The following is a 13,854-nucleotide window of genomic DNA, read 5'->3' as shown; positions in this document are numbered from 1 at the left end:
AGATATCTGCAACCAGATCCCAGGCTGCGTCGGGGAGTTCATACCGCTTTGCCATCTTGGCCTCCTGGCTTTAATGGCGGTGTATTTTACAGAAAATCGTATTTCTTGGGTTTACGTACAGAGCCTAGGCAGGGAAGCCCCTCCGAAGCGGAATCACATCCCAGGCACCGGCGGCACCGGGCAAAGGTTTGAACAACGCATCCAGCAACATGTGTCCTTAAACTTTACACATGGAGGTTGCAATGGAAGGCGCCAACTCGAAAGTCGAGTGAAAATTTGAGGATATGTCGCCTTCAACGACAGGTCTTTATTGTAGAGTGATGTGATTCAAGTAACCGCACACAAGGAGGGGAAGTGAAACGCAAGCAAACCATCGAGCAGGTACGCTGGGACCTGGCACTTCGCTACAGGTTGATCGAGACTGTTGCATGGTGGGAAGGCCGTCTGACCACGGGGCATTTGATTCAGAGCTTTGGCATCAGCCGCCAGCAGGCGTCCAAGGACATCAATACCTACATCACTGAGCATGCGCCGAAAAACCTGGCCTATGACAAGCAGCTCAAAGGCTATGTCCCCAGCAAGCATTTCAAGCCAAAGTTCATCGACGACAGCGCCAGCGCTTACCTGCACCTGCTCTACCAAAACAACGAACGCGCCCCACACATCGACGGGCTCGCCTTGGCCTATGCCCACACCAAGGTACTGGAAGTACCGGACAGGCCGATTCACCCAGAGATTTTGCGCCCACTGCTCAAGGCCTGCCGCGACGGCCTGCGCCTGGAAACCGAGTACGTGTCACTCAATACGCCGAACGTGGAAATTCGCCTCATAGCGCCTCACACACTGGTCTATACCGGCATGCGCTGGCATGTGCGGGCATACTGCGAGAAGAACGGCCAATACCGGGACTTTGTGCTCAGCCGCCTGCGCGGCGAGCCGGACTTGCTCGACGCTTCGGAAAATACCCGTGAGCTAGATGAAGACTGGAGCAACGAAATTCCGATCGTCATCGCGCCCGATGGGCGATTGAACCCTGCGCAGAAAGCGATCATTGAAACCGACTTCGGCATGGTTGACGGCCAACTAGTGGTGCCCAGCCGCAAGGCCTTGGTCAAGTATGTATTGCAGCGTTATCAGATCGACCACAGAAACCTGGACCCTAATCCTGAGGCGCAGCAAATCGTGGTGACTAACCTCAGGGAATTGAGACCGTGGCTGTATGAGTGATTAGTTGGCAAGTCGGTTGATTACCTGACCGCATGTAATCAACCTATCCTCCCTGCCAATAGCGCTACAACGACTTAACGATCTTTGCGTCTGGGTAACATTTCCTTCAATCCGGCGCTCATTTTGTGCCTGATTCGCACCGCGGTTATGTAATTGTCGATCTCCCAGATCAAAAGCTGCTGCGCTATGTCTTGGTGATCCGCGAGGATGGCAAGGTTGCGCGGAGTGTTCCCTTCGTTGTTCTTCGCATCAATATCAACGTTGAACATGAAGTGTTTTTCAGAGAAGTGCTTAGCTGCCTTGAAGTGGCCGTTTGCGGCCAACCAGTGGATAGGTGTGTTTCCTCCCACATCACGGTCGTTGAGACTTCCGCCTTCCCGGTATCGCTTTTCCAGCGTCTTTAGCTTCCCCTGCTTACCGGGCAGATGGACGTACTTTTCATTTTCTATGAAAATGCCAACGCCTCTCGATTCGAGGATGGACTTGTCCCCCACCGCACCGATCACCTCAAGTCGCTCGATCAGGAAAGTTCGGTTCAATCGATAGGCGATGTCCAGTGGGGTGTGCCCTGCAAAATCCCTGTCATTTAACGCTAGCGGCTCGAGCGACGACAGATGGTCCGTGTTATCAAGAAGCACTGAGGCGTGCCAGTCGCCCATACCGTGATCAAGCATGTCACCAACGCAATAGCCTGTCGGGGCCAGAGTTTTCTCAAGCAGCGTGAGTAGTGCGGGTGTGTAAGACATGGCATCCTTCCCTGATTGGATATATGTCAAAAAAATGGACAGCTTAAGAGAGCCACTCGAACTCGTGACGCAATGCGTCACGAGCCGAGAACGGCCCGGAGAGTGCAAGCCATTACTCCAGACGAACGAACTCTGCTTCGATGGTTTCACCGGTCTTGCGCCAGGCATGAAAGCGCTGGCGTTGCTCTTGACGTTGAGCGATGTTGTCCTGCATCTCTTGCACTGTGCCAAGCAATTCCTGATACGCAGGGAAGAAGCGCAGGATGAAATGCTCACTGTCGAGAAGCTCAATCATCTCTTTACGTTGTTTGTCGAAGTTCTCCACCATTTGCTGCTGGGACTTGCGGAAGGCTTCTTCGCGCTGAACTTGTTGATAGGTGTCCCAAGCCTCCAGGGCGAAACCTAAGACCGCTAAAGCGCCATTGATATTTTTGGCCAGATTGACCGCGCCCCAAGGCTTGAATTTGAGCATCTTACCCAAGTCCATTCCCAAGGTTTTGGCGACGGCGACGATGCCGTCACGTGTTGCAAGAACCGAGGTATTGTTGATCAGGTTGCTCTTGACGACGTAGTTGACACCCTGTTTGCCAAGTTTGGTCACCGAGCTGTTGAAGTGCTCGATTTCCGAGGCAAAACTCAAGCGCATACTGCTGATCTCTTGGCTCACACCGTTGAGCTGTCGGTCGAACTCGTTCTGCAGCGTTGTCGCCATAACGAAGCCTTCATTGCCGATTTCACGCTCGAAGAATTCACCGCACGTTTCGAGCGTGAGGCCCTTGGCCTGAAGGATGAGATCCGTGAAGTAGTCGAGGACAAAGCTGCGCAGGCTGATGCGTACGTCACTGATGCGGCTATTGGCAGCTTGTAACTGCTCTTGCAGGGTCTTGCCCATGCGCTCCAGGCGACTGACCTCATCACCGATCTTTTCGTCGTTCTCCACGGCCACCGGTACTTCCTTGTGCAGCACGTCGAGGATAACGCTGTTACGCGCCTGGTCGACGATGGCCACCGCACCACCGCTGGTTCTGATTTTTTCTACGGTAGCGCCTTGCAGGTTGGCGATGTGGGACAGTGTCTTGAACTTGTCCAGATTTGCCAGCCAGTATTCGGTGCCCATATCGAAGGGGTTGGCGGCTACCGCCACGATCGACAGCGCAGCCAATTGCGCTTCGGTGGCGTCGATGGAGTCGCGTAGACGGCTTTTGACATTGTCACGCTTGATCTTCAGGTTTTCCTGGTAATCCTGCTCATCCTCAACGTCGGCAACTTCGTCGAAACGGCTGAGGACGAATACCGTACGCGGCAGCAAGTCGAGCGTACGGAACAACCAGTTCAGCTCGTCCGCGTGGCTTTCCTTGATCGGGTTGGTGGAGTTCATCACATACAGGATCAGATGTGCCTCGCTGACGTACTTGCGAGTGATGTCCTTATACTTTTCGATAGTCTGGGTATCGGCGTTGTACTGCTCTTTGAAGCCAAAAAGCCCGGGGGTGTCGATCAACACAAAATCGTCACCCACCTCATACACTTTTACTTCGTTGGAAGACTCCTGCTGGCTGATGTTCATGCTGGATTTATCCAGCCGCTCCATCCAGGCCGCCGCTATGGAAGTCTTGCCTTCGGAAAATCCGCCCACCAAGGCGATTTTCAGTTTATCCCCCGCGACTTGATTACGGGATGTGGCGAGCTTGGCCAGCAGCGTTGGATCAATCGTTACACCCAGGTGTTCTCCCTGGCGAAGAAAAGTCTCCAGCCGATCGAGAATATCCAGCGCGCTGGTCTGCTGAGACTGAAATACATCAAGTGTTGTTTCCATCAACGATTACCTTCTGCCTGAATTTCATTGGAAAGCTGAGTCAGCTGAGAAAGGGAGCTTCCCAGGATCTGATTGATGGCCGCGATTTGCGCCACCGGCTCGTTCAAGTCAGCCTGGACTTCAGCAACTTTTTTCTTCAGTTCTGGCAAAGCACTGGCCAAGCTCTTGTGAAATGCCTCTTGCAACTGCTCGGCGATTTTTTCGAGGTTTTCATCGACCGACTTGCGCTGTTGCCCTTGCTTGTACTTGGTGTTGAAAGCGCCGTAGAGGGCCTTCCCAAGACTCACCAACAGCGTGATGCCACCCAGCGCCATGATCGCCCAGCCTGCAGGGTTCCAGAACATCAGTGCACCACCAGCCAAGGTGCCAAGCAGGCTAGTCAGATTGATGCCGTTGTCGATCTTGATATCGACCTTGAAAGGCACACTCAGGCCGCCGATACGCAGCTTGCTGTACGTGGAGAGCAAATCCTTTGCATGCGCTTCGAACCGAGCCACCACAGCGGCAATCTGCTTGGCGAAGCTGTCGACTTCAGCCTGCATGATTGAGGGCAATTCGCGCTCAAGCACCTCTTGCTGCCCAGTGATACTGCGCTCCAAAGCGCTGCGGAAGTCGTCATTGCCAATATCATTCTCGATGCGTGCGTAGACTTCTTTCCTGACCGCCGTCTTGAACTTGCGGATGGCCTCTTCGCCCTTGGCGGTCAAACGCGTTTCCAAGGCCTGCAGTGCAATGCCAAGTTGTGCTTGGGAGCTGTTGGTTTCCAGACGCAGTTCCTCTTCCAGCGGTCGGAACTCGAGGCGGCGTAGCGTTGATAGCTGGTGGATGATCTTGCTGACCTCACGCCTGACCTTATGCAGATTGGAGCGTTTGATCTTCGCCCGATGATCCTTGACCAGATTGCCACTCAAGTGCTCGCAGAACGACGTCAGACCTGATTTATCAAGCATCTGCCCGGCCGGCAGTTTGCTCAGGAACTTGGCCTGATTGTTGGCCGCTGACGATCTTGGTACCAGGCAATCGGCCACCGCCAGGAACGCAGGCCAGGCACTCAGTGATATCGCGTGCTGATAATGCTCCCCCAACTGCTCGCGCATCTTGATGTCCAGGTCCTGAAGGCTGACCTGTTCGTCCTCGCTGACAAGTTGCGGCTTTTCCAGGAGCATTGGGTTGGTGACGCGTTTGTTGAACAGTGACCAGACTTCCGTCTGGGCCCCCAGGTGGGCCTTGATCTTTTCCAGTGTCCCTTGACGCGCCTCGTCGCCTTTTTGCGGAGCCGTGGGCTTGCTGGTCACATAGAACACCGCGTGAGCCTTTTTGACCGCGCTGTCGATCTCATCTTTGACCTGCTTCTCATCGCCTTCGATTCCGGGCACGTCCAGCAACGCGAAACGTTGACCTTCGGCGCAAAAGTCATAACGGTGAGTCTGGCGAGTGAAGTCCGGGCGACCATCACCGATGATGGAGCCATCGGCATCACGGTTCAGTTCGGCCAGCCCTTCCAATGCAGCGTGCTGGCGAGTTTGTTGCTCCGTTTTTTGCGCCTGAAGTTGTACTTTCTGCTGTTCTACGACTGCCATTGCTGCTCGCCGTTGTGCCGTCAATGGCTCGATGCAAGCCTGACGCTCAACGAGCAGCTTTTCTTCCGGCAGTTTGCGCAGCGCATTGAGCAGACGCTGGAACAGACTGGCGTTGTTTTTCTTGTCGGCGATGGTTCGAGTCAATACGTCCAGCTCCGCCGCCATGGCCGCATCCTGCTGATCGAAATCCCGCGCCACCGCCTCTAGGTTGCTCTGCAAAGCTGTCAATTGTTCATCCAGAGCCACGATGCTCTCTTCGAGCTGCTGCAGTGCCTCCTCGCTCAACCCCAGACTCGCTTGCAACTGCCGGAAACGCTGGCGTTGTTCGACCTTGGAGGTTTCATCCAGCAAGATCCGCAGTGTCTCGATCAGTGTCGATTTACCGGCACCGGTCTCACCATAAAAGGCCAGGGTGAACGTGTCCCACTCTGCGTGACTTTGCAGATCGGCCATTGCGTTGTTCAACTCTTGCTGCACGCCCTGGAGAATGCCGCGGGCGCTGTCCTGCTGCTTGGCCAGTTTCTGGTCCTGGGACCTGGTTTCCAACGCCTGCAGGATGACCGCGACCTCTCGGCCAACTTTCAGATAGATTTCCTTGGGGGATTGCGACTCGATAATCATGGGGCGGACTCTTTCATCCAGGTTGAAATAAGTGACCGAGGGGGTCTGCCAGACAGAGGGCTGCGTGTTACATCAGCCCTTCATCGTCGAGTTCCACCCGTGCATAAAACACAATCGCAACCGCAGGTATCAGGGCCGAGTATCCCGGCTTGAGCGCAGTCTTGAAGTTGGTCAACAATCGACTCACGGGCTTCTTTGCAAGCGTACCCAGCAAGCCGGCGACGGCATTGGCATAACCAGCCAAAGCTATTGTCGTGGTTGAGGCCATCGCCGTGCCTGCGGATGGGTCGGTCATGTCAACGTCAACCGTCGAGGGCTTGAAGTACGAGGCTACGGTGAGGCGCTCGGCCAGAGCGTCAATGTGCTTGAAATAGACTTCACGGGACATGACCTTCGCAGCGGTCAGTGGAGCGTTGGCCAACGGATGCCCGTCAGGAAAAGCGTGCTGGAAGAATGTCTTGATCAACAGCTTTTCGGTCTCCAAAACGCTGGCGCAGCGATGAACTTTTGAACCCAACTCATAATGCTCGGCAAGCATTTGCAGTGCGTCCACATAGGTCAGGCCGCGGCGCCTGGCTGCGTTGACCAGACAATGTCCGCCGACCAGCTGAAACTCTCGTGTGAATGAGAAGGCACGATCCTCTTCAGCATCTTTGATGTCTGTCCAACTGCTGGTCTTCAGATGTTTGATGGCTTCTTCGGTCAACTCGACCGGGGATCGTTCGAGGACTCGATAGACAATGGAATCATTGCGCACGAAGTCATCAACAGCCGTGACCGTTCCAAGTCCTTCTGCGAGTTGCTGCCCCTGGTAACCCTTGAATTTTGTCTGGACCATGACCGCAGGCAGTTTCTTCCAGTAATCGCCGTGCCCAAATTCCGGCATCGAGATATTGTCGAAGTTTTCCACCTCGTTACGGCCCAGACTCGCCTCTCCAAAATTCATGAAAAGCGTCCAATCGTCCCTGGAATAGGCATTGATCAGGCGTCCATTAATACGCGACTCCATCTGGGCGGCATCGGATGGAGTTACTTCGACGGCGGCAGCCATTAGCAGAACATCATCGATGGCCAGTCCGTGGCCAAGCGGATCAGTGCGGCTCTTGAGCGCACTGACAACCAACCTGCCGCCTAACGAGTGACCAATCAAATTGACGGTCGTGACATGGGGGTGCTTTTTGAACAGATACTCCTGCAACTGTTCCATCAGCACCTTGCCCATCTCTTCGGCTCTTGAGCGAATCCGAGCGAAATGAACAGCGCGATCACCCACAAACACCGCCGCTCCCACGGCGACATGCACGCGCGCGCCAGCAGCGAACAGGCTGCGTGAGCTGCTGCCGACACGGGCAAAGTGACCCGAGGGCCAGAAAGCAAAGATATTCACGCAGTTCTGCAGCGATGCCGGGATGCTGCTTACCAATAACCGGCGATCTTGAAGATCATGCCCCGCCGAATATCCATGAATAAAGATATTCGCCACGGCCCCGCAAGCCTTCGGCAAAGTCCTGAACTTGAAATGTGGGTTCATGGGTCAACGTCCGACACTGGAGCGCAACATCTGGGTGCTTGCCCCTTTCGCCCCTTTTTCAGCGGGACTGATGGCGCCACCGAGGACAATCAAAAACGCAACATCACCGACCATTAACCCCATACTTCACCTGGCAGCAATTCGGAAAAAGGCCATTGCATAGGCACAGTTCATCCGAGTCATCTCATGAAATGCGCAGACCGCGCATGTAAGGCCGATTGCAAGAGTTCGTCAGTTATCAAGTGGCCAATTCAAAATCATACGAACTTGAATCTGGTGTGCGAGGGGGCGCCGCAAGCGCTTCCCTGTGCCTGGATCACGTCAAATCTGCTACTGCGACGGCGCATCGATTATGCCCAGCACGATGCCGAATTGCCATCACCCATCCAGAACCGAAGGTCTAATACCCAAGCCAACGCCCGGGCTTCGTTACACGACGCATTCTGACCACCGATCGCCCCATCCTGTCCTCTCCCAAGCGTCAGGACATCTCGCATGCCAACCAGCCCCACTCCATTCGCCCACGATAGCCTGCGTGCTGCCGACACCTGTGCGCTCTCGCTGAAGTGGAGTTTCCAACTGATGCTGGAGCTTGGCGGCCACCGCACTTTCATGGGGCGCCACAGTTTCAATGATGACGAATTAGCCCGCGAGTTAGGGCTGGCAGAGTGGGTCGATGACCAGGAATACAACGCGGCGCAGGCACTCAAGGCATTGCGCCAGAATGCGCGTGCATTCAAGGTTGATTATCCGCACCCGTCTTACCCCGACCGATTGGCAAGCAACATTCAATCGCTGGCAGCCTTGCTGCAGTTGAGCGACGCAGAGCTGCGCGTGCTGGGCTTTTGCGTGCTGATGCATAACGATCCGGTGCTCAGCGATGCCACCGACCAGTTGGGTGTACTGGGCTACAACCGGGCGCTCAAGTCGTTGTCAGTATTGTTGGGGCTACCGCTGACGGAGGTCCGAACGTGCCTGAGTCGTGACAGCCAACTGGTACGCACGGGGTTGCTGGACCTGGGCACCAGCCACAGCGCATCCTCGATGACCCTGAGTTCACTGCTGTATGTAAGCAACCAGGACCTGCCCGGCCTGTTGCGCTTCAGCCAAGGCTCGCCGCTTGAGTTGTTTGTCTATGCATTCCGCTTGAGCCCACCGGGAAAGCTGAGTCGTGAGCATTTCGTTCATGTGAAGCAACCGCTGGATATTGCCGAACGCTACCTGGCCAAGGCATTGGAACAGGGCCGGGCCGGGGTGAACATTTTGCTCTACGGGCCACCGGGCACCGGCAAGACTCAGTTAAGCCGCTTACTCGCCAAGCGTCTGAACAGTGCGCTGTACGAGGTGGCATGCACCGATCGCCATGGCGACCCGCTTTACGCTCACCAGCGATTATGTTCACTGCGTGCGGCTAACAGCGTGTTGCATGTACAGCGAGCCTTGCTGGTAATGGACGAGATCGAAGATATCTTTCAAACGTCCATCTTCGATGTCGGTAGCCGCTCCCAGAAAGCCTGGATCAATCGCATGCTCGAGGAAAACGCGCTGCCTTGCTTCTGGCTGAGTAACAGCATCGAGGCGATCGACGCTGCACATATACGCCGCTTCGATCTGGTGATCGAGATGCCCAATCCGCCGTTGGCGCAGCGCGAAAAACTATTGCGCGATTGTGGCGCGGGCAAGCTGGGCAATGAGTTGGTCGAGCATCTTTGCGCTCACGGGCAAGTCACTCCTGCAGTGCTCGAGCGTGCTGTGCGAGTAGGCCGTAATGTCTCTGCGCGCGCGGGCAAGACCTTGGACAGCACCATCCGTTGCATCGTCGACAACACACTCAAGGCCCAAGGCTTCGCCAAACTGCCACTCAACGACGCCAACGGTTTGCCAGGGTTTTATTCACCGGACTGGATCAACGCCGATCTGCCACTCGCCGGTCTGGTCGAGGGTCTGCGCGCCCATCCCCAGGCTCGGCTTTGTTTCTATGGCCCACCCGGCACCGGAAAAACCGCGTTCGGGCGCTGGCTTGCCCAAGAGCTGAACAAGCCTCTGATGGTCAAACGAGTATCGGACCTGGTCTCACCTTATGTAGGCATGACCGAACAGAACCTGGCCAGCGTCTTTGAGCAGGCCCGGCAGGAAGACGCGGTGTTGCTGTTCGATGAAGTAGACAGTTTTCTGCAGGACCGCCGCAAGGCGCGGCAGAGTTGGGAGGTGACCACCGTGAACGAAATGCTCACGCAGATGGAGAGCCACAACGGGCTATTCATTGCCTCCACCAACTTGATCGGCGACCTGGATGAAGCTTCGCTGCGGCGCTTCGATTTGAAAGTGCATTTTGGCTATCTGACGCAGCCCCAGAAGCTCGCGTTGTTTGCTGCGCACTTGAACGCCTTGGGCCTCGATGATTCGAAACACGTCGCCGGGCAGCGGCTGCGCGGTGAAGAGCGTCTGACTCCGGGAGATTTTGCGGCAGTGGCGCGACGCGCTCGTTTCAAGCCGTTCGCGAGTGCCGACGAGTTGGCCACGGCGTTGCTGGCGGAATGTCGGTTGAAATCTGCGGGGCTGCAAAAGCCGATCGGGTTCATCCATTGAACGTACCGAGAACCCATTGCCCCCCATCGATGAGCGCACCATGAAAAACCAAGAGTTGATCATCACCCATCTGAATGAATCGATCCGGGCGCTGCAACGCATCGTGATCTGCCTGGAGACAGGCCACACGTTCGGTACTCGTAAGCCGATGCGATATCGCCATGCGCATTTTCGCAGCCACCTGGAGCAAGTCCAGCATCACATCAACTACGCATGGACCCTGCGCAATATGCCCGATACGCAAGCGATCAGCGCTACCGATGAGGAATTTCAACACGCGTCCACACTTCGGATCTCGAGTAGCGACTAGCTGATAAAAACTCATTACCCAAAAGCTTGTTCTACCAGCCTGGGCAGAACCTCTGCTGCCCTGCCGACGAGACTGAACTCCCGGTTTTCCACCACCAGCTCTGGCTGCACATTGATGTGAACCACCTGCGCGCCGTGCTTCAGTGCGATACGTGGTAACTCGGCTGCTGGCTGCACCAGCCCCGAAGTGCCCACCGACAGCAGCACATCACATTTTTTTACTGCCGCCAGCGCTTTGCGCCAAACGTCATCGGGCAGCGATTCACCAAACCAGACGACGCCCGGCCGCACCTTGCCATTGCAATGCAGGCAGCGTGGCGGCTCGATGCTGCGCCCCTGCTCCGACTCATCAGGTTGATCGTCTTTGATCGCATAGGCTCGTGCGCAGGCAAAGCAGCGCGGCGAGCCCAGGCTGCCGTGCAAATGCAATACCTCAGGGCATCCGGCGCGTTCGAGCAAGTCGTCAACGTTCTGGGTGACTACCGTAAGCGTAGGGACTCGCGTAGCCAGTTTAGCTATCGCCAGGTGGGCGGCATTCGGTTGTGCCGCCAATGCCTTGGCACGCCGCCATTCATACCATCCCCACACCAGGGCGGGGTCATTGCGAAAAGCTTGCGCAGTCGCCAAGGCAGCAGGATCAAAGCGCTCCCATAGCCCGGACAAGGCATCGCGGAACGTGGGGATACCACTCTCTGCGGATAAACCGGCCCCAGAGAAAACAACGACACGAGATGCATCGCGCAACTGTTGAGCCTGGAACTCCATACTGACCTCCCGCGCTCTGCGCCGACCGGATACCCGCGCATGCGTGAAGGTAACTCGGGCCGCTATGCCATCAGCCAACGTGGCTACAGTATTTGCATGCTGGACAAGACAGTCATGCGCAGTTACTACCGCGACCCCTATCTCTCGGCGGTGGCGACCACGAGCGGCTTGAAGGTTCCAGACAACAACCTCTGGTTTTATGGATACGAAACCCTGCGTCGCGGGCTGGAACGAACGGGTGGTACTGTCACCATCGAAAGTGTCGACGAAGGCTGGAGACTCGAAAACTTACCTGACGACCCTGAACTCGTACGGAATATGGAGGACTTACGTGCAAGCTTCGACATCGGCAGTGACCAGATATATCGAGTGCCACAGGAAAACGGCATAGATGCCACTGACCGGATCATGCTGGGTGCCAAGTTGCTCCATGCACTGGATGAGCTCGGTCTCTAGCGGCAGGATCGGCTCAGGGGTTCGCCGGTTTCTGATTAGCAAGATTGTTGGATGTTATCCAGATGTCCGCTTGCCAAAAGCAGACAGACCAAGCGGACTTTCCGCACCAGAGATTCATTGGTCAAGTCGGTGCTATAACGCAGCAATGTTGCCAGGGGTTCCAGACCTATTACTAATGAGGATAGATTGATGACTTGGCCCACGAAGCAACGTACCCTCCGCTGTAGAGCAGCCCTGACTCAATCAAGGGTTGAAATGTAGGTAACGTCATTGCAGAGCTCGCCGTTGCAGCCCTCAGCCAATGGCATTCCAAACAGTATTCCAGTATAAAAATTAATGCTATATTTTCCTTTTAAATCAATAATATAAAATACCAATTCAGATTACCCCGGCCCACCTAATAGCTGTCCAGACCTGTCCCAGACAGTCTGAGCAACACCTCAAGAAGCCCGCCCCGTGCGGGCGTTCTTGTTTCTGGCTATCCGCCACTGCCTGCCCATTCTTGTACCACGCCCGAAACCACCAGAAACACTCCGCACGGTTGCGCTTTTCAAAGGGTGGCGTTACCTTTTTACTGTCGCTGCAAATTCAGCGACCGGGTTTAGCGGCCCGGTGAACAATAGGCGCACAGGCGCCACCATAACGATTGCAGGCGCTTTTTTTGTGTCCGCATATCTGTATTATGGCGGCTGTGCGTGGGAGGCCTTCGGGCCTGCCGGGTTCCTATTGTCCCGGTCCGCTAACCTGCGCACAGCTGCCACCCTCTTTCGTTTAGCGGCGATTCGTGGCAGCTCCTCAACAATAGGAGTTACGCCAAATGAATCACACCCGCAATCCGTCCAAAATTCGCGCCGCGGCTTATCGAGCCATGGCCCTCGTCGCATTACACGCCGACTCCAGCCTTGTCACCCGCCACAACTCCCTCGTGACCAAAAGAGGCGACCTATGACCTCTCCAGCCATGATCCAGACCGTCGGCGGCGCCACCTTCGCCAAATGCAACGTAGGCGACCAGCGTCTATTTACCGTCAATGCCGGTATTTCAGGCGAAGAAGCACTGCAGCACGCCTCTCTCATTATGAACTGCATCAACACGCTCACGTTTCTCGGTGCAATGGATGATGGCAACGAAGCAATGAGGTGGGCTTCACACTATCTCAGCGAAATGGCCAAAGCACTTGTCGATGATGTCACCCTGGGGCTTCAACAGGTTCAGGACGGTGGTCTATGACCTCAAAAAGCCTCTGTTCACGGTGATCAAACGGCCAATACACCTTTCGAACTTCGAGTTAAGGGCTATCGCGTGCACTTAAAAATAGGCGGACACCATCGACCTTAATTTGTGAGTTCGGAAGGTGTGCTGGTCGTTCCCTTCGATGCGCTCTGGGACACGCCAGCTTTAACCCTGGCCTCGGCCGCAGCCAATAGCTTCACTTCGGTAGTGGGTACCACCTTGCCAGCTTTCATTTGACGTACCGAAGCCAACAAGTCTTTTTGAAAATTCTCCATTTCATGATCCATTACTGACCTTCTCTTTCAATTGATTCAGGAAAACGGTCGGCAGGTTGTCGAATTAGCCCCGTCCACCCTGCCTGAACGTTCAGTGCTCTTTGTAGTGCTCTGATAAACCCACCCCACCTACCCCACCCCCCACACAAATAGTCCAACTGAACGATGAGCCCCTCCCCCAGTCAGGCCGAGCATCAGCTCAGCGCCAAACCAACCGGCAGACTGAAAAGGGGACAAGATGGACATCAAACAATTGCTGCTTGAGCGCGAGCTCAATGCAGTCCTTTCTCGCTATGCACGGGCTTGTGATCAGCGCGACTGGGCTGCCATGGATGATGTGTTCCTCCAGGAAGCGACTGCCGACTATGGCGGTTTGCATCAGCTTCAAGGTCGCGGGCCGATTGTGGCCATGATTCGTGTGCACCTTGAGGGCTGCGGGCCTTCCCAGCACTTGCTCGGCAATCTGTTGGTCGAGTCCAGCGATTCAACGATCGTGAGCCGCATCTATGTCCGCGCAGCCCATCGCGGCGCCGGCAATATGCAAGGCTTGACCTATGAATCGCTGGCCGAATATCAGGATCGCTGGGTTTCAACACCAGACGGCTGGCGTATTGCCCATCGGCGCATGGATATCAGTCATGAGCTGGGGTGCCGCGATATCCTGCGCCCGGCCACCGAAAGCGCGCAGGGTTAAGCACCCTGATAT

11 protein-coding genes and 1 pseudogene are annotated in these 13,854 nt (G+C 55.5%); 6 read left to right on the top strand and 6 right to left on the bottom strand.

Annotated features, from left to right (window positions below; translation table 11 throughout):
* The first annotated feature begins 354 nt into the window (after positions 1 to 354).
* Positions 355 to 1,227 (top strand): WYL domain-containing protein, encoded by an 873-nt coding sequence (locus HBN79_RS19415; RefSeq protein ID WP_087693416.1) that lies wholly within the window; start codon positions 355 to 357, stop codon positions 1,225 to 1,227.
* A 74-nt stretch (positions 1,228 to 1,301) separates the two neighbouring features.
* On the opposite strand, the gene HBN79_RS19410 is transcribed toward HBN79_RS19415, so the two are convergent.
* From HBN79_RS19410 to HBN79_RS19395, 4 genes are all read right to left on the bottom strand, one after another.
* Positions 1,302 to 1,973, bottom strand: a complete 672-nt coding sequence (locus HBN79_RS19410) for an ankyrin repeat domain-containing protein (RefSeq protein WP_150658712.1) — start codon at positions 1,971 to 1,973, stop codon at positions 1,302 to 1,304.
* A gap of 112 nt (positions 1,974 to 2,085) precedes the next feature.
* On the bottom strand, positions 2,086 to 3,789 hold the full coding sequence (locus HBN79_RS19405) for a LeoA/HP0731 family dynamin-like GTPase (protein WP_150640974.1): 1,704 nt from the start codon (positions 3,787 to 3,789) through the stop codon (positions 2,086 to 2,088).
* Entirely contained in the window at positions 3,789 to 5,990 is a 2,202-nt protein-coding gene (locus HBN79_RS19400) for a hypothetical protein (RefSeq protein ID WP_150658711.1), read from the bottom strand. Before HBN79_RS19400 ends, HBN79_RS19405 begins: the two co-directional genes overlap by 1 nt.
* 67 nt (positions 5,991 to 6,057) lie before the next feature.
* Positions 6,058 to 7,521, bottom strand: coding sequence for a DUF726 domain-containing protein (locus HBN79_RS19395; RefSeq protein WP_169917055.1), 1,464 nt, complete (start codon positions 7,519 to 7,521; stop codon positions 6,058 to 6,060).
* Between the two features lie 495 nt (positions 7,522 to 8,016).
* Here HBN79_RS19395 and HBN79_RS19390 point away from each other — a divergent pair, with 495 nt between their 5' ends.
* Together HBN79_RS19390 and HBN79_RS19385 are read left to right on the top strand one after the other, a co-directional pair.
* A complete protein-coding gene (locus HBN79_RS19390; RefSeq protein ID WP_169917054.1) occupies positions 8,017 to 10,110 on the top strand; it encodes an ATP-binding protein in 2,094 nt (697 codons plus the stop codon).
* Between the two features lie 40 nt (positions 10,111 to 10,150).
* A complete protein-coding gene (locus HBN79_RS19385) occupies positions 10,151 to 10,420 on the top strand; it encodes a hypothetical protein (protein ID WP_150658708.1) in 270 nt (89 codons plus the stop codon).
* A 14-nt stretch (positions 10,421 to 10,434) separates the two neighbouring features.
* On the opposite strand, the gene HBN79_RS19380 is transcribed toward HBN79_RS19385, so the two are convergent.
* Positions 10,435 to 11,184 carry an NAD-dependent deacylase gene (locus HBN79_RS19380; RefSeq protein WP_150658707.1) on the bottom strand — a complete coding sequence of 250 codons (750 nt, stop codon included), beginning with the start codon at positions 11,182 to 11,184 and terminating at the stop codon, positions 10,435 to 10,437.
* Positions 11,185 to 11,223: 39 nt separating this feature from the next.
* Here HBN79_RS19380 and HBN79_RS19375 point away from each other — a divergent pair, with 39 nt between their 5' ends.
* Together HBN79_RS19375 and HBN79_RS19370 are read left to right on the top strand one after the other, a co-directional pair.
* Positions 11,224 to 11,640 carry a hypothetical protein gene (locus HBN79_RS19375; RefSeq protein WP_169917053.1) on the top strand — a complete coding sequence of 139 codons (417 nt, stop codon included), beginning with the start codon at positions 11,224 to 11,226 and terminating at the stop codon, positions 11,638 to 11,640.
* A 945-nt stretch (positions 11,641 to 12,585) separates the two neighbouring features.
* On the top strand, positions 12,586 to 12,870 hold the full coding sequence (locus tag HBN79_RS19370) for a DUF3077 domain-containing protein (RefSeq protein WP_169917052.1): 285 nt from the start codon (positions 12,586 to 12,588) through the stop codon (positions 12,868 to 12,870).
* Between the two features lie 146 nt (positions 12,871 to 13,016).
* Here HBN79_RS19370 and HBN79_RS19365 read toward each other — a convergent pair.
* A pseudogene (locus HBN79_RS19365) lies at positions 13,017 to 13,160 on the bottom strand (transcriptional regulator); the annotation flags it as partial.
* 226 nt (positions 13,161 to 13,386) lie between these two features.
* On the opposite strand from HBN79_RS19365, the gene HBN79_RS19360 reads away from it, so the two are divergent.
* Positions 13,387 to 13,842: a nuclear transport factor 2 family protein gene (locus tag HBN79_RS19360; protein ID WP_169917051.1), complete on the top strand. Its 456-nt coding sequence runs from the start codon at positions 13,387 to 13,389 to the stop codon at positions 13,840 to 13,842.
* Positions 13,843 to 13,854 lie beyond the last annotated feature (12 nt).

The organism is Pseudomonas sp. WS 5051 (assembly GCF_012985715.1).
GTDB lineage: Bacteria > Pseudomonadota > Gammaproteobacteria > Pseudomonadales > Pseudomonadaceae > Aquipseudomonas > Aquipseudomonas bubulae.
This window is presented reverse-complemented; position numbering and strand designations above follow the sequence as displayed.